The sequence below is a fragment of the Streptomyces nojiriensis genome, from assembly GCF_017639205.1.
GTDB lineage: Bacteria > Actinomycetota > Actinomycetes > Streptomycetales > Streptomycetaceae > Streptomyces > Streptomyces nojiriensis.
This window is the reverse complement of record NZ_CP071139.1, coordinates 7,776,786-7,793,242: the sequence shown is the minus strand read 5'-3', so window position 1 is coordinate 7,793,242 and position 16,457 is coordinate 7,776,786. Positions and strand designations below refer to the sequence as shown.

At 73.0% G+C, this 16,457-nt stretch carries 13 protein-coding genes; 9 read left to right on the top strand and 4 right to left on the bottom strand.

All coding sequences use genetic code 11. From position 1 onward, the window contains the following. Positions 1-153: 153 nt before the first annotated feature. Positions 154-555 (top strand): CU044_2847 family protein, encoded by a 402-nt coding sequence (locus tag JYK04_RS35805; RefSeq protein WP_229875991.1) that lies wholly within the window; start codon positions 154-156, stop codon positions 553-555. After that, the gene (locus tag JYK04_RS35800; protein WP_189741495.1) at positions 552-4,847 is read left to right on the top strand and encodes an nSTAND1 domain-containing NTPase; all 4,296 of its coding nucleotides are present in this window, start codon (positions 552-554) and stop codon (positions 4,845-4,847) included. Before JYK04_RS35805 ends, JYK04_RS35800 begins: the two co-directional genes overlap by 4 nt. A 51-nt stretch (positions 4,848-4,898) precedes the next feature. Here JYK04_RS35800 and JYK04_RS35795 read toward each other — a convergent pair whose 3' ends face one another. From JYK04_RS35795 to JYK04_RS35780, 4 genes are all read right to left on the bottom strand, one after another. Next, the gene (locus tag JYK04_RS35795) at positions 4,899-5,306 is read right to left on the bottom strand and encodes a thioredoxin family protein (RefSeq protein WP_189741498.1); all 408 of its coding nucleotides are present in this window, start codon (positions 5,304-5,306) and stop codon (positions 4,899-4,901) included. A 93-nt stretch (positions 5,307-5,399) separates the two neighbouring features. Continuing rightward, positions 5,400-6,839 (bottom strand): aldehyde dehydrogenase family protein, encoded by a 1,440-nt coding sequence (locus JYK04_RS35790; protein WP_189741501.1) that lies wholly within the window; start codon positions 6,837-6,839, stop codon positions 5,400-5,402. A gap of 152 nt (positions 6,840-6,991) precedes the next feature. Next, entirely contained in the window at positions 6,992-8,191 is a 1,200-nt protein-coding gene (locus tag JYK04_RS35785) for a thiolase family protein (RefSeq protein ID WP_189741504.1), read from the bottom strand. Between the two features lie 153 nt (positions 8,192-8,344). Further along, complete coding sequence (locus JYK04_RS35780) at positions 8,345-9,394, bottom strand: LacI family DNA-binding transcriptional regulator (protein ID WP_189741507.1); 1,050 nt, start codon at positions 9,392-9,394, stop codon at positions 8,345-8,347. Between the two features lie 269 nt (positions 9,395-9,663). On the opposite strand from JYK04_RS35780, the gene JYK04_RS35775 reads away from it, so the two are divergent. The 7 genes from JYK04_RS35775 to JYK04_RS35745 all read left to right on the top strand — a co-directional run bounded on the left by JYK04_RS35775 (position 9,664) and on the right by JYK04_RS35745 (position 16,438). Continuing rightward, a complete protein-coding gene (locus tag JYK04_RS35775) occupies positions 9,664-10,941 on the top strand; it encodes an MFS transporter (RefSeq protein ID WP_189741510.1) in 1,278 nt (425 codons plus the stop codon). 79 nt (positions 10,942-11,020) lie between these two features. Continuing rightward, positions 11,021-11,716 carry an alpha/beta fold hydrolase gene (locus JYK04_RS35770; RefSeq protein WP_189741513.1) on the top strand — a complete coding sequence of 232 codons (696 nt, stop codon included), beginning with the start codon at positions 11,021-11,023 and terminating at the stop codon, positions 11,714-11,716. A gap of 61 nt (positions 11,717-11,777) precedes the next feature. Further along, positions 11,778-13,211, top strand: a complete 1,434-nt coding sequence (locus tag JYK04_RS35765) for an amidase (protein WP_189741516.1) — start codon at positions 11,778-11,780, stop codon at positions 13,209-13,211. Between the two features lie 87 nt (positions 13,212-13,298). Next, entirely contained in the window at positions 13,299-13,961 is a 663-nt protein-coding gene (locus tag JYK04_RS35760) for an O-methyltransferase (RefSeq protein WP_189741519.1), read from the top strand. A gap of 353 nt (positions 13,962-14,314) precedes the next feature. Then, positions 14,315-15,526 (top strand): M4 family metallopeptidase, encoded by a 1,212-nt coding sequence (locus tag JYK04_RS35755; RefSeq protein WP_189741522.1) that lies wholly within the window; start codon positions 14,315-14,317, stop codon positions 15,524-15,526. A gap of 37 nt (positions 15,527-15,563) precedes the next feature. Continuing rightward, positions 15,564-15,866 carry a protealysin inhibitor emfourin gene (locus JYK04_RS35750; protein ID WP_189742069.1) on the top strand — a complete coding sequence of 101 codons (303 nt, stop codon included), beginning with the start codon at positions 15,564-15,566 and terminating at the stop codon, positions 15,864-15,866. A 107-nt stretch (positions 15,867-15,973) separates the two neighbouring features. Further along, positions 15,974-16,438, top strand: a complete 465-nt coding sequence (locus JYK04_RS35745) for a type II toxin-antitoxin system PemK/MazF family toxin (protein ID WP_189741525.1) — start codon at positions 15,974-15,976, stop codon at positions 16,436-16,438. The last annotated feature ends 19 nt before the right edge of the window (positions 16,439-16,457 follow it).

Below are 16,457 nucleotides of genomic sequence, written 5' to 3'. Positions count from 1 at the left end.
CTCGGTCTCCTAGCGGGGCGGATCCCGTCGATCCTCTTAGGGTTCAGCCTAAAGCGCCATTACTAGATTCTTTTCTAGAAAGACTTTCCATTCTGCGAGCGGGGGGTCCACACTGGGCCGCGTCCTGGAGAAGGGGGAGACACGGTGTATCACGTGGAGTTACCGATCGGTGGAGCGGACGGGCCGCCGGACGTGGTGCTGGTCGAGGTCGTGGAGACCGGCGAGGACGGCCTGGTCCGGGTGGCCCGTCCGGGGCAGGTGATGGCGCGCGCCTCACGGTCGCTGGGGGAGATGGTGACCGGGATCCGGCCGGTCGCGCAGAGTTTCGTCGACGGCTTCCGCGGCATGGCCCAGGCGCCCGACGAACTGAACCTGGAGTTCGGGCTGTCGATCTCCGCCGAGGCCGACGTCGTGATCTCCAGTACGGCGGCCGAGGCCAACTTCAAGATCTCGCTCACCTGGACCCGTTCTCCGTCCGACGGCCCCGCGGCGGTCCCGGCGGCCGTGCCTGCCACCGACCCCGCCGCCGGCCCCGCGGTGGAGCCGACGCCGTGACGGGGCAGCAGGCGTCGGAGGGCGTCGGCCCCAAAGCCCTGAACACGGCGGTGCTGCGGATCCGCGACCTGCGCGGGGATCCGGTCGGCCTGGGCTTCCTGATCTCCCCCGAGCTCGCCCTCACGTGCGCCCACGTGGTGTCCGCGGCGCTCGGCACACCGCAGGACGAGGAGCCCGCCCCCGCCTCCCGGATCCGCGTCGACCTTCCCCTGGCGTCCGCCTTCGCGCCGGACACCGCCGGGGTGGGCGCGAGCGTCGAACGCTGGCTGCCGCCACGCGAACCGGGCGGCGGCGACATGGCGGTCCTCCGGCTGGACGCCCCGCTGCCCGGTGCCCACCCCGTGCGGCTGATCGAGGCCGAGCGGGTGTGGGGGCATCCGGTACGGGCCTTCGGCTTCCCCGCCGGCCGCCCGGGCGGAGTCTGGCACTCGGGAGTCCTGCGGGAGTCACAGGCCTACGGATGGATACAGGCGGACCTGGCCGACGGAGGCTATCCGGTCTCCCGGGGCTTCAGCGGCACGCCGGTCTGGGACGAGAACGGCGTCGGCGTGGTCGGCATGATCGCCGTCGCCGAGTCGGGCCGGCCCCCGGTCAGCTACCTGATCCCGACGGCCGGCATCCTGGAGGCCTTCCCCGAGCTGCGCCCGCTGACCCTCCCGCCCTCGCCGTTCCGCAGCCTCACGGCGTTCCGGGAGACCGACGCCCCGCACTTCTACGGCCGGCGGGCCGAGAGCGACGAACTGGACCTCGCCCTGGCCGGCGAGCGATGGGTGACCATCGTCGGCGCCTCCGGATCCGGCAAGTCCTCCCTGGCCCTGGCCGGGGTCATCCCCCGGCTGCGGCGATCGGGGGCCGCGGCGGTCGTCGTACGGCCGACCCACGGCAGCAGTCCGCTGGCCGTCCTCGCGGCAGCGCTGCTGCCGCTGCTGGAGCCCGGGCTGTCCGAGACGGGGCGCCTCTCCCGGATCTCCGAGCTGACCGGGGTACTGCGCCAGGGCGGCCTCGCCGACATCGTGGCCCGGGTACTGGACCTGTCCGGCAGCCGTCGGCTGCTCGTCGTGGTCGACCAGTTCGAGGAACTCCTCGCCCTAGCCCCGGAAGCCGTCGACGAACTGGCCGATGTGCTGTTCGGCGACGCCCTGCCGCAGCCGGTCCGGGTGCTCACGACGCTACGGGCCGACTTCCTCGAGATGGCGCTGGCGCATCCCCGGCTCGGGGCCGTCATCGGCCGCCGCGTCCACGCCCTCGGCCCCCTGGGCCCCGAGCGGCTGCGCGAGGTCGTGACCGCGCCCGTGGACGCCGTCCCCGCGGTGCGCTACGAAACCGGCCTCGTGGACCGCATCCTGCAGGACACCGGCACCGAACCGGGCGCACTGCCCCTGCTGGGCTTCACCCTCGACCTGCTGTGGCGGAAACAGCGCGGAGGGCTGCTCACCTACGAGGCCTACCAGGACCTCGGCGGTGTCACCGGGGCGTTGAGCCGGCACGCCGACCAGGTCTGGGCCGAGTACGTCCCCGAAGGGGACGAGCCGGCGGCCAGGCGGCTGTTCACCCAGCTCATCCGGGTCCCCGTGGGATCACCTGCCGCGACGCGCCGGATGGCCCTGCGCGCCGACCTGGGCGAGGAGCAGTGGCGCGTCGCCCAGCGGCTCGCCGCCACCCGGCTCCTGGTGACCGGCCGCAGCGCCGAAGGCGGCGAGACCGTCGAGCTCACGCACGAGGCGCTCATCAGCGGCTGGGAGAAACTGGCGCGGTGGGTCGAGAAGGACCGGTCCTTCCTGGTGTGGCGGGAGTCCCTGCGCCACGACATGGACCGCTGGGAGCGGGCCGAGCGCACCTCCGAGCTGCTGCCGACGAAGGTGGCCCTCGCGGGCGCCGGGCAGTGGCTGCCCCGGCGCGCCGACGACCTGAGCCCCGGAGAACGCGCCTACCTGGAGGCCGGGCGCGCCCACCAGCGCGCCCGGGCCCGCCGGGTGCGCGGCGCGTGGTCCGCGGTCTCCCTCATCGTGGTCGTGGCCGTCGTACTGGGGTCGCTGTTCCTGGTCACACGGCAGGAGAGCCGCAAACGCGACGCGCTCGCCACCTCGCGCGCCCTGACTCAGGCGGCACAGGACGTCGCGGCCACCGACCCCGCCCAGTCCGTGATGCTCGCGCTCGCGGCCTACCGGACGTCGCCGACCCAGGAGGCCCGCAACCAGCTGCTGCGCCAGCACGTGGCGTACTCGGACAAGAGCCGGGTCGTCTCGGGCCTGCTGGGAACGGTACGGGGCCTGCAGACCAGCCTCGACGGCAACGTGGTGCTGGCCACCTCGAAGAACGGCAGGGCGATGCTCTTCACGGGCGTCACCACCGGCCAGGTCCGCAGCGCGCAGGTTCCCTCGGTCGGGCAGGTGAAGTACCCGATGGTCTCGGCCGACGGGAAGCGGGCCGGCTACGTCCAGGAGGACGGGGTCGCCGCGTGGTTCCCGGTGCACGCCGACCGTGAGGAGCCGATGGGCGAGCTGCACAAGCTGGCCGCGGCCCCGGGGGCGGCCGTCGGGACGGAGAAGGGGCTGGACCCCACCATGTCGGCGGACGGGACACTGATCGTCCACCGGGTGCTGGACCACCTGGTCTGGTGGGACCTGGACAGCGGCGCCATCGCCCGCTCCACGCGCGCGCCCACGATCCAGACCGACGGCAGCACCGACGACCTGTGGCTCGGCGCGGACAACCGGACCCTGCTGCTGCGGCGGAGCGGACTGGGCGACAACAACACGGCCCTGCTCGCCTTCGACCCGGCGACCGAGGCGCTTCGCGTGGTCGCCGGCGAGGTGGCCGAGGTCGAGCTGTCCGGGGACCGGACGGCGGCCGTGGTGTGCAGCAAGCGGGGCGACAGCACGGCGCTGAGCCTGGTGCGGATCTCCGACGGCGCCCCGCAGGGGAAGGAGTACAACGAGCAGGACAAGCGGTACAAGTCCGGAATCTGCCTCCCAGAGGCGGTCAGCACGGACGGCACGCGGGTGGCGCTGTGGTACGACGACACGCTGCGGCTGGTCGACCTGGTCCAGAACAAGGTGCTCTCCACCGTCCCCTCACCGTCCGCGCGCTGGTCGCGCCGGCTGGCGTCGGCCGACGGCAAGCTCTACTACGTCGGGTACAAGGACTCCCTGATCACCTACACCGAACTCCCCACCGGTGAATCCGTACTCCAGGTGGGCCAGCAGATCCTCACCGACGACGGCGGCAGGACGATCAGTGTGCTCGCCGACGGATCCGCGCTCCAGGTGCGGCCCACGGCACCGGGTACCAACGACCAGCTCATCGCCGAGGCCCCGCGCCGGACGCCGTACCGGAAGCCCGGGAGCACCGACCTCCTGAGGCTGAGCAAGGACGGACGCCTGCTCGCGGACCTGGAGGGGACCAACGTGGTGTCCGTACTCGACGCCTCCACCCTGCGCCGGCTGGCCACCATCACCGCGGCCGAGCCGCCGGGCCCGGCCACCACCACGCCGCCGATCCTGGGAGGCGGCACGGAAGCGGACTTCCAGCACTTCTTCGATGCCGCCGGCAACGTCCTGACCGTCTCCGGGACCATGGTCCAGCAGTGGGACGCGCGTACGGGACGGGAACTCGCCCACTACGACGCGAAGGCCCTGCTGCCCACCACGGGATCCGAGCCGCAGACCAGCATCGGCCCCTACCCGGCCCCGAACAAGGTGGCCGTGATCGTCTGGGGCGACCCGTCGGTCCGCATCGTCGACATCACCACGGGCACCGTCACGGAGACCGTCCGCACCTCCGAGGACGTCCTCGCCGTGCAGTTCGACCCCAGCGGCCGCTACTTCGGGCTGATGCGCCGGGGCTCGATCGTCGAACTGTGGCGGCGCGACCCGCTGCGCAAGGAGATCGGTCCCCTGCGCAGCACCGCCGAAGACTCCGCCACCCCGACCGTCACCCAGTTCCTCGACCGCGACGGCCACTTCCTGATCGCCGCCAACAACGCCGTGCGGACCTACGGCATCGAGGAACGCGCCCTCCTGGAGTCGTACGAATTCGGTCAGCCGCCGGGCCAGACCTCCACCGCCACCTCCCTCTCCTCGGCACGTCCGTACTCCTTCATGGACATCTCCAAGGACGCCAGGGCGGTGATCTACGCCGACCCCTCCGGCCCCGGCGGTGTCCTGCCGCTCGACCCCCGGGCGTGGCAGCGCGACCTGTGCAAGGCCATCGGCAACCGGACGTTCACCGCCGAGGAGCGCAGGAGCCTCCCGGTCCGTGTCCCGGAGCAGCCGGTGTGCGCACCGGGCTGAGGCGCCAGATCCGCCGGGCCCTCGAGCCCGGCGGATCCTCAGGCCCGCGCCTCATGCCCCCGCGGGGCCGGCGTCCCCGCTGCCCGGGCCCTGGGGCCCCTGCTGCTCCGCGGCGATCTTCGCGCGGACCTCGTCCATGTCGAGGGCCCGGGCCTGGCCGATGAGGTCCGTGAGGGTGGCCTCCGGCAGTGCGCCGGGCTGCGCGAAGATGGCCACCTGGTCCCGGACGATCATCAGCGTCGGGATCGAGGTGATCTGGAAGGCCCCGGCCAGCTCCTGCTGCGCCTCGGTGTCCACCTTGGCGAACACGAGGTCGGGATGGGCCTCGGAGGCCCGCTCGTAGACCGGGGCGAACTGCAGGCACGGCCGGCACCAGCCCGCCCAGAAGTCGATCAGCACGAACGGGTTCTCGCTGACCGTCTGGTCGAAGTTTTCCTTGGTGAGCTCGACTGTAGCCACGGTGTCCAGACCTCCTGATTGAGCCGTCTGCTCCCTTGAACGAACGTCCCGCCTTCCGCATTCCGCCCACGCGGGGCGGAGCCCGGGCACCGCCTAGAAGGGGTGGCCGGCGGGGGTGCTGCGGGCCGTGGTCCAGCGCAGTTCCGTGAAGGCGTCGAGGTTCGCCTCGCCGCCGAAGCGGGCGCCGGTACCCGAGGCGCCGACTCCGCCGAAGGGGGCGACGGCCTCGTCGTTGACCGTCTGGTCGTTGATGTGAGCGATCCCGGTCGGGATCCGGTCGGCCAGGTCGAGCCCGCGCGCCGCGTCCCGGGTCACGATCCCCAGGGAGAGGCCGTAGGGGCCCGCCGAAGCCAGCGCGACCGCCTCCTCCTCCGTCGCGAAGGACCGTACGGGCGCCACCGGGCCGAAGACCTCCTCGGCGTAGGCCGGGGTGTCGTCGGCGACGCCCGCCAGGACGGTCGGCCGGTAGAAGAGGTCCCGGTGCGTGCCGCCGGCCACGAGCTTGGCCCCCTGCCCGGTGCTGGCCTCCACCAGCGCGTGGACCCGGTCCAGCTGGGCGCGGTCGATCAGCGGGCCCAGGTGGACCCGCTCGCGGTACGGGTCCCCCACGGCCAGCTCGTCGGCGCGCGCGGCGAGCCGCTCGACGTACTCGTCGTAGAGCGAGGTGTGGACGAGGTGCCGCCCGGCGGTCATGCAGATCTGGCCCTGGTGGAAGAAGGAACCCCACGAGGCCTGGGCCACGGCGGCCTCGATGTCGGCGTCGCGGAGCACGACGAGGGCGGAGTTCCCGCCCAGTTCCAGGTGCACGCGCTTGAGGTGACGGCCGGCCAGTTCCCCGACGGAGCGGCCCGCGGCGGTGGATCCGGTGAAGGACACCACCCGCACGTGCGGGTCGGCGACCACCGCGGCGCCCGTTCCGGCGCCGCCGGGCAGGACCTGCAGCAGGCCGCCCGGCAGCCCGGCGGCGGCGAAGACCGCGGCGAGGGCGAGGCCGCCGCAGACGGCGGTGCGCCGGTCCGGCTTGAGCAGCACCGCGTTGCCGAGTGCCAGCGCCGGCGCGACCGAGCGGATCGCCAGGATCAGCGGGGCGTTGAAGGGGGCCACGACCCCGACCACTCCGGCCGGCACCCGGCGGGTGAAGGACAGCCGGGGCGCCTCGCTCGGCAGCACCTGCCCGGTGGGGCGCGAGGCCAGCGCCGCGGCTTCGTAGCACTCCTGCGCGGCGACGTGCAGCTCGAAGTCGGCCTTGCCGGGTATCGATCCGGACTCGCGGACCAGCCACTCCCGCAGCTCGTCGGCGTGTGCGGTGAACAGGTCCCCGGCGCGGCGCAGCACGGCCGCCCGCTCCGGGTGGGTGGCGCGCGCCCAGTCCCGCTGCGCCGCGAGGGCCCGTACGGCGGCCTCCGCCACATCGGCGGGCGCGGCGAGGTCGACGGTGGCGAGGGTGCGGCCGGTGGCGGGTTCGACGACCGGGGCGGAGCCGCCGGTGAGAGTGGGTCCGTCCTGCCAGAGCGTCGGATCGAGGAGCGGCATGGCGCGGGGCCTCCGGGTGGGGATGGGCGGGGCGGGGGGCGGCAGCACGCGCCATCGTGCCAGACCGGAGGCTCCACATCAGTTCAGTTATTGGGCAGTTGACGCCGAGCGGTGACCGGAAACGATCGACGCCCGCACGGCAGCGGCCCGGGTCAGCGCTCCAGGACGAGGGCGATGCCCTGCCCGACCCCGATGCACAGGGCCGCCATGCCGGTGCCGGAGCCCGCCGCCGCCAGCTGGTGCGCGACCGAACCGGCCAGCCGGGCACCCGAGGCACCGAGCGGATGGCCGATCGCGATGGCGCCGCCCCGCGGGTTGACCACGGCCGGGTCGAGCTCCGGCCAGGCCGCCAGGCAGCCCAACGCCTGTGCGGCGAAAGCCTCGTTCAGCTCGAAGGTGGTCAGATCGGCGAACCCGCGGCCGGACTTGGCGAGCGCCCGCTGGACGGCGTCCACCGGACCCAGGCCGAAGAGCTGGGGCTCGATCCCGGTGACGGCGGACGCGCTGATCCGCGCGAGCGGCTCCCGGCCGGTGGCCGCCAGGCCCTCCTCGTCGGTCAACAGCAGCGCCGCGGCGCCGTCGTTGAGCGGGGAGGCGTTGCCGGCCGTGACCGTGCCGGTGCCGTCCGTCCGGAAGGCCGGCTTCAGACGGGCCAGCGCCTCGGGCGTGGAACCCTCCCGGATGCACTCGTCACGCACCAGGTCCACACCGGAGTACGGGACGACCTCGTTGTCGTACAGCCCGGCGGACCAGGCGGCCGCCGCCTTGCGGTGGCTCTCCAGCGCGAAGGCGTCCTGCGCGTCACGGGTGATGCCGTGCTTGTCCGCGACGAGTTCGGCTCCCTCGCCGAGCGAGCCGGTCCACTCCTCGGGCATGCGCGGGTTGGTCATGCGCCAGCCCAGGGTGGTGGACCACATCTGCTGGTGCCCGGCCGGGAAGGCGCGCTCGGGCTTCTGCACGACCCACGGCGCGCGGCTCATCGACTCGACGCCGCCCGCGATGGCCACGGAGGCATCGCCGAGCGCGATCGCGCGGGCGGCCTGGATCACGGCTTCGAGGCCGGAACCGCAGAGCCGGTTGACGGTGACCCCGGGGACGCTCACGGGCAGCCCGGCCAGCAGCACCGCCATACGGGCCACGTCCCGGTTGTCCTCGCCCGCGCCGTTGGCGTCGCCGAAGACGACGTCGTCGATGCGCGCCGGATCGAGGTCCGGCGTACGCTCCACCAGCGCGCGCACGACGTGCGCGGCCAGGTCGTCCGGCCGGACCCCGGCGAGGGCGCCGCCGAACTTGCCGATCGGGGTGCGGACGGCGTCGACGACGTAGACGTCGCGGACGGTGCGGATGCTCATGGGGTCTCTCCTGCGCGGATCCGTACGGGCGGTGGCGCGTCGGTGCCGGTGTGGGCACCGGGGCACGCCGCCGGGCACGCCCGGTGGGGCGCGCCCGCAGTCTCCGTCCGCACGTCACCGCCTGTCAACGGCTCCCCCGGCGCGGGGGCACCGTCAGGTCGACTCCCGGTGGACGGCGGCGGCCGCCATCAGGTCGTGCCGCTCCGTGACCTCCGACGGCTCGCGCACCGCGTGGTCCACCAGTGAGGCCAGATGGGCGCCGGTCGGCATCTCCAGCCGTACGGTGCTCAGCCGGGGCCGCAGCAGCCGCCCGATCAGCAGGTCGTCGGCGCCGATGACGGCGACGTCCTCGGGGACGCGGAGCCCCTCGTCCTGGAGGGCCCGCATCAGCAGCATCGCGTACTCGTCGTTGTACGCGAACGCCGCGTCCAGCCCCAGCCCGCGCCAGCGGGCCGCGAGGGCCGCGGCCGATTCCTCGGAGTAGGCCATCGGGAGGGCCGTGACCTCGGCGCCCGCCACCGACCGGGCGCCGGCGAGCCGTGGCACGGAGAACAGCTCCAGGCCCTCCTCCTCCGGAACGACCACACCGATCCGCCCGCGTCCGCGCTCCACGAGATGGGCGGCGGCCCGGACACCGACCTCCTGCTGGTCCATGACGAGCGCGTGCGCGCCGGGCACCGCGACCGGCCCCATCGTGATCACCGCGCGGGCCCCGGCCCGCTTGAGGGTGGCGACGTTGCGCGCGGAGAGGGTGATCTCGCCGAGGGAGATCACGGCCACCGGGCGCAGTTCCGCCCAGGCCCGCACGGCCTCGTCGCCGCTGAGTCCGAGGCTCCCGTACTGCACCACCGTGTAGTCGAGGCGGCGCAGCGCCCACTGGAGTTCGTTGAGGAAGGTGCTGTAGAGCGGTCCGACCGGCACGTGGGAGGTGGGCAGCAGCACGATCCTGGTGTGTCCGGCGCGCAGGCTGCGGGCGGCGGCGTGCGGGACGTACCCGAGCTCCTCGGCGGCCTCGCGGACCTTGCGGCGGGTCGGCTCGCTGATGCGCACGGCTTCCGCGTTGTTCAGCACGTACGAGACCGTCGCGCGCGAGACGCCGGCGAGGCGGGCCACGTCGGCGCTCGTCGGAACGGGGGGCGGCGGCGGGGTGGTCGATCCGGAGGCCGGGGTGGGCGGCTTCGGCGATTTCGATGACTGAGACATTGCCGTGGCATCTTTCCAGACCGATCACGCCCGAGGGCTAGCGGATGGCCGGAAACGGATGCTACACAGTGGTTACACGAGTCATTGACACGTGTAACCACGGCGTCACATCCCTCTACGGCCGATGTGTCGACGTCGTGCCCCGCCGTGCCGCCGTCCTGCCGCGCTCCGTCGCACCCCCGCCGTCGCGACAGGGCGGCGCGCACTCCTCCACACCCCGCCGCACCTCCCCCTCCCCTCATCCGCCCGCATCCGCCCAGGAGGGCACCGTGGCCCTTTCCTCCCCCGACACCGGCACCGGCTCCGCCACCACCACCGACGCGTCCCCCGGATCCGGCACCGGACCCGGCACCGGACCCGCACGGCGCGGTCTGCTGCCCCTGCTGCTCGTCGGCAACAGCGCCATGTACGCCCTGTACATCGGCGTGGCCGGCGTGCTGCTCGCGCTCCAGGTCGAGGACATCGATCCGGCGAACAAGGTGGCGAACTTCGGCCTGATCGCAGGGGTCTCGGCGATCTTCGCGACGGTCTTCAACCCCGTCGCCGGCGCCCTGTCCGACCGCAGCGGACGGCGCAACCCCTGGATCCTCGGCGGTGGACTCGCCGCCGTACCCGCCATGTTCCTGCTGGGCCTCGCCGACACGATCCTGCTGATCACGATCGCCTGGTGCCTCGGGCAGGCCGTCATGAACGTCTACCAGGCGGCCATCACCTCCGTGGTCCCCGACCGGGTCCCCGTGGACGCCCGCGGCAAGGCCTCCGCGGCCGTCGGCCTCGGCCTGCCCTTCGGCTCCACCCTCGGCGCGCTCGTCGGGGCGGCCTTCTCCGAGGACTACCGGACCGGCTATCTCGTCTTCGGCGCCCTCGTCGCGGGCGCCGCGGTGCTCTTCACCGCGTGCGGCCGCGAGCAGCGGCTCCCGGCCCGCGCCCCGATGCCCGTCAAGGACCAGCTCGCCGCCTTCACGAGCGCGCTGCGCGACCACGACTTCCGGTGGGCCTTCATCGGGCGGGCGCTGCTCGTCCTCGGCTACTTCGCCGTGAGCGGCTACCAGCTCTACATCCTGCAGGACCACACCGTGCTGCCCGACGGCATGAAGCCGGAGGCCGCGGTGGCGGTGCTGATGCCGCTGACCAGTGTGGCGATGGTCGTCTCCACGGTCCTCGGCGGCTACCTGTCGGACCGGTTCGACCGCCGCAAGCTCTTCGTCGGCGCTTCCGCGCTGCTGTCGGCCGTCGCGCTCGTCATCCCGGCCGTGTCGACCAGCTGGACCGCGATGCTGGCCTTCGCCGCGGTCAACGGGCTGGCGTTCGGGTGTTACATGGCGGTGGACACCGCCCTGGTGACCATGGTGCTGCCCAAGGCCGAGGACGCCGCCCGCGACATGGGCGTCCTCAACGTCGCCAACGCCGGCCCGCAGATCATCGCGCCGTTCGTCGCCTCGATGATCGTCTCGTTCAGCGGCGGGTACACCGCGCTGTTCGTCGTCGCGGCCGTACTGGCCGTGGCGGGGGCCCTGGCCGTGAAGCCGATCCGCAGCGTGCGCTGACACCCCGGCGCCTCTCCTGCCTTTCCTTCCTTCCCCACTCGCCACCCCGACCGAGATCCACCGCCGAGAAAGGCACACCGTGCACCTGCACACCCAGACCTGGGGCGAGGGCGACCGCGTCGCCCTCCTGATCCACGGCATCATGGCCGACCACCGGACCTGGCGCCGGGTCGGCCCCGCCCTCGCCGACCACGGCTACCGCGTCATCGCCGTCGACCTGCGGGGCCACGGCGCCAGCGGCCGTGGCGAGTACAGCCCCGGGCTCTTCGCGGACGACGTGGTCGAGACGCTCCCGGCCGGCGCCGAACTGGCCATCGGCCACTCCCTCGGCGGCCTGACCCTGTCGCTCGCGGTGGACCGGCTGCGGCCGGCCCGGGCCGTGTTCAGCGACCCCGCGTTCCACCTGGCCGCCCCCGCCGACGGCATCGGTCCCGAGGTGCTCGCGCGGTTCAAGACGGCGACCAAGGAGCAGATACGGGCGATGAACCCGCGCTGGGAGGAGGTGGACGTCGACATCGAGCTGGAGACCCTGGCGGTCTGGGACGAGCGGACCGCGCTGAGCCTCGCGCCGTTGGCCGGCACCGACCTGATGCCGCCCGCACCGGTGGTCCCGTCCCTCGTGCAGCTCGCCGATCCGAGCGTCCTGATCGACGAGGAGCGGGCGCAGCTGCTGGGGAGCCGCGGTTTCGAGGTGCGTTCGGTCGCCGGAGCGGGACACACCATCCACCGCGACGACTTCGACGGGTTCATGGCCTCCCTGGAGGGCTGGCTCTAGAACGACCCGGCCGCTCCCCGTTACGGTCTTCCTACCGACCGGTAATGGGGAGTGGTACGCGATGCCCGATTCAGCTGTTCCGACGACCTCCGGCCTGGTCGACATGGTCGGCGCACTCGCCGAAGGGACCGTGTCGGCGCGGCGGTTGGCCGAGGAGGCGCTGCGCCGGATCGCCGCGGCCCAGCCGGAGCTCAACGCCTTCCGGATCGTACGCGCCGAGGCCGCGCTCGCGGAGGCGGACACGGCGGACCGGCGGCTGGCCGCGGGCGAACGGCTGCCGCTGCTGGGCGTACCGCTGGCGGTCAAGGACGACATGGACGTGACCGGGGAGCCGACCGCCTTCGGCTGCGCGGGATCCTTCGCCCCGAAGACCGCCGACAGCGAGGCGGTACGAAGGCTGCGCGCGGCCGGCGCCGTGATCGTCGGCAAGACCCAGACGCCGGAGCTGGGGCAGTGGCCCTTCACCGAGGGCAAGGCCTTCGGCGAGACCCGCAACCCGTGGAACCCGGCCTACACGCCCGGCGGCTCCTCGGGCGGCTCGGCGGCCGCCGTGGCGGCGGGCCTGGTCCCGGCCGCGCTGGGCTCGGACGGGGCCGGCTCGGTCCGGATCCCCGCGGCCTGGACCCATCTGGTGGGGGTGAAACCCCAGCGCGGGCGCATCTCCACCTGGCCGGAGCCGGAGTCCTTCCACGGGCTGACGGTCAACGGAGTCCTGGCCCGCACCGTCGCCGACGCGGCGCTCCTGCTGGACGCCGCGAGCGGCCCGCACCCCGGGGACCTGCACCGTCCGGCACGGATCTCGGCCGTCGAGGCGACCCGCCGCACGCCCCGCCGGCTGCGGATCGCCCTCTCCTTCGCAACGGCCTTCACGGCGACGCCCAAGTCCCTGGACCCCGAGGTCCGTTCCGCCGTGGAGCGGCTGGCCGCGCGGCTGGAGTCGCTGGGGCACGAGGTGATCCCGGAGGATCCGCGCTACGGCCCGATCGGTCTGACCTTCGTACCCCGCGCGACCAGTGGCGTACGGGACTGGGTGGCGCGGGTGCCCGATCCCGCACTGCTGGACCCGCGCACGCACGAGGCCGTACGGACGGGCCGCGTCCTGGGCGGGCTCGCCCTGCGGGCCTCCCGCAGGGCGGAGACGGTGCTGCGGCGGCGGGTCGGCGAGGTCTTCGACCGCTTCGACGTGGTGCTGACCCCGACGACGGCCACCCCGCCCCTGCGGATCGGCGCCCTGGCCGGGCTGGGGGCCATGGCCGCGGACCGGGCGATGATAGCGGCCTGCCCGTACGCCTGGACGTGGAACGTGCTGGGCTGGCCGGGGGTGAACATCCCCGCGGGCCTCACGGCCGACGGACTGCCGATGGGCGCCCAACTGCTGGGCCCGGCCGACTCGGAGCCGCTGCTGCTGGGGCTGGCCGCGCAGGTGGAGGCGGCGCAGGGCTGGGCGGCGGTACGGCCGGACCGGCAGGCCTCCCTTCCGGATCTTGACGGATGAGACGGCTGGTCGGCGACCCCCTCCCTTCCTGTAAGTTCCCATGAGGAACTATCAAGCGCCACATCATCGGAAGGGGCGACGCGACCCATGGTTCAGCAGACATGGACGGCCGTTGACAACTACTTCGACGGACTGCTGGTCGAGGAGGACGAGGCCCTGGTCGCCGCGGCCGCCTCGACCGAGGCCGCCGACCTGCCCGCCCACCAGGTGGCCCCCAACCAGGGCAAGCTGCTGAACCTCCTCGCCCGCGTCCGCGGCGCCCGCCGGATCCTGGAGATCGGCACCCTGGGCGGCTACAGCACCATCTGGCTGGCCCGCGCGCTCCCGGCCGACGGCCGGTTGGTCACACTGGAGGTCGACGAGCGGTGCGCCGACGTCGCAGCCGCCAACATCGCCCGGGCGGGGCTGGAGCACGTCGTCGAGATCCGGCGCGGCCGCGCCGTCGACCTGCTGCCCGGGCTCGCGGACGAAGCGCCGTTCGACCTGGTCTTCATCGACGCCGACAAGCCGTCCAACCCCGCCTATCTGCAGTGGGCCCTGAAGCTCACCCGGCCCGGCAGCGTCATCGTCGGCGACAACGTCGTCCGCGACGGCGCCGTCATCGACCCGGACAGTTCCGACCCCCGCGTCCAGGGCGTGCGCCGGTTCACCGAACTCATCTCCGAGCACCCGCAGTTGACCGCCACGGCCCTGCAGACCGTCGGCAGCAAGGGCTACGACGGGCTCATCCTGGCCCTGGTCACCGACTGATCCACGGCGCCGGCGCGGGGCCGGGCCGTTCCCGCGCGAGCGGCGGACATCCGGGGGACGCCGGGCTGCCTGGCGTCCCCCGCCGGCGCCCCCGGACACCTCGCGCTGCGTTTGCCAGCCGCTACGGGCGGCCGGAGACTGGTGATATCAGCGTGGCCCCGCCTCCGCAAACGGGGATGGCCGGCGCCAACGCTCCTCCCGCTGCTGCCACATCGAGCGGGCACCTGCCATTAGTCTGCGAGACCTTCTCCGAGGTCCCGCGGCAACGCCGCGTCCGGCCACGTTGAACCTCGCACACCTTCCTCGTGTTGATGAATGCCGAACCATCGGTTCTCTCACTCCGGAGGTACCCCATGAGGAGAACACGCCCGATCAACTGCATCATTCCCCCGTACATCCTCGACAAGCTCGTGGAGAGCGATGACAGGGAAGTGCGCCAAGCCGCCCTGAACACCCTGCTGACCACCGCGCGCCTGCGGGGTGAGCGAACGGTCCGGGCGTCCTTCGCCGGCGCGGCCGCCCCCGGCGGCGCCCGGCGCACCGTCTTCGACTGCGAGCACTCGGAATTCCTCCAGACCGCCGCCGTGGCACGGACGGAAGACGGGCCGGAGTCCGCGGACGAGTCCGTCAACCAGGCGTTCGACGCGCTCGGACTGACGCGCGACTTCTACAAGGAGGTGTTCCAGCGCGATTCCATCGACGGCCGGGGAATGCGCTTGGACGGGTTCGTCCACTTCGGCGAGAAGGTCGGCAACGCCTACTGGGACGGACGGCGGATGCTCTTCGGCGACGGGGACGGACTGGAATTCGGCGACCTCACCGGATCCCTCGAAGTGATCGCCCACGAGTTGACGCACGGAGTCACCGATCACACCTCGGCATTCGAATACCACAAGCAGTCAGGGGCCCTGAACGAGTCGATGTCGGACGTCTTCGGGTCGCTGGTCAAGCAGTGGAAGCTGAAGCAGACGGCCGAGGAGGCCGACTGGCTGATCGGGGCTGACGTCTGGACCCCGGGAATCGGAGGCGACGCCCTGCGATCGATGAAAGCCCCGGGGACGGCGTTCAACCACCCACTGGTCGGAAAGGACCCCCAGCCCGACCGGATGGGCAAATTCGTCCACCTGCCCGACACCCGAGACGGGGACAACGGTGGGGTGCACTACAACTCCGGCATTCCGAACAAGGCCTTCTTCCTGACGGCCGTGGGCATCGGCGGATTCGCCTGGGAGGCTGCCGGACCCCTCTGGTTCGAGTCGCTCAAGGCGTCCACCGCCCAGGACCAGTTCCAGGACTTCGCGGACACCACCTTCCTGAAGGCCGGGGAATTGTTCGGCGTCGGCGGCCCCGAGCAGACGGCCGTGCTGGCGGCGTGGCAGGAGGTCGAAATCCAGGTCACAGGCGTCCCCATCGGGCTCGCCCGGGCACGCAGCCATCCGGTCAACGGGCGCGGCGGCCCGGGCCGGGAGGACGCCCTGGCGGCCCTGACCAAGCAGGTCATGACCTTGAGCGACAAGGTGACGGCGCTCGCCAAGGAAGTGGCCGCACTGAAGGCCACCAGGTGATCACCGGAGATCGCCGCCGATCCGGAGGTTGCGCACAGTGAAGGTGACCCTGGAGACGTACGGCGGGCTGGCGGCGGCTGCCGACTTCCGCCGCCGGCCCCAGGTGCTGGACACGGTCGACCTGCCCGAGGGTCCCGCAACCGAGCTGGCCCGGCTGGTGGCGGCCGCCGTCGCGATGCCCGCGGAGGCCGACGCCGGCCGCGCCAGGGATGCGAGGAGCTACCGGATCACGGTGGAAGAGGACGGCCGCCCGACGCTCCTGGAGCAGCCGGACTCCGCCATGACCCCCGCCTTCGCGGCCTTGCTCACGTGGCTCCGGAGGCACTTCGCGGGGCAGTGACGTGCGACGGGGCCGGCCGCCTCACCCTCCGGGCACCGGGGGAACGAAATCCTGGGGAAGGCCCGGGCAACCGGGCTCGAAGGACCGGGCCTAGTAATCTCCGCGAGATGACGGCACTTTCCCACCACCGCAACGGCCACCCCGAGCAGCCCGGGCAGCACGGCGACACCGCGACCACGGAGGCCGATCCGCACGCGATCGGCCCCGTGCGGACCGAGTACGCCCCGGACCCCGACGGCGATCCCGACCCCGGCGAAATCGTGTGGACCTGGGTCCCCTTCGAGGAGAACGACGGGCGCGGCAAGGACCGTCCCGTGCTGGTCGTGGCCCGGGAGGCGGGCGGGCGGACCCTGCTCGCCGTACAGCTGTCGAGCAAGCGGCACGACCGCGACCGGGAGTGGGTGCCGATCGGGACGGGCCCGTGGGACAGCGCCGGGCGCGAGTCCTGGGTGGACGTGGACCGGGTGCTGCGGGTGCACGAGTCGGGGATGCGCCGCGAGGCCTGCGCGCTCGACCGCGGCCGCTTCGACCTGGTCGTGGACCGGCTTCGCGAGCGCTACGGCTGGCAGTGACCCGCGGGCCCGACGGCGG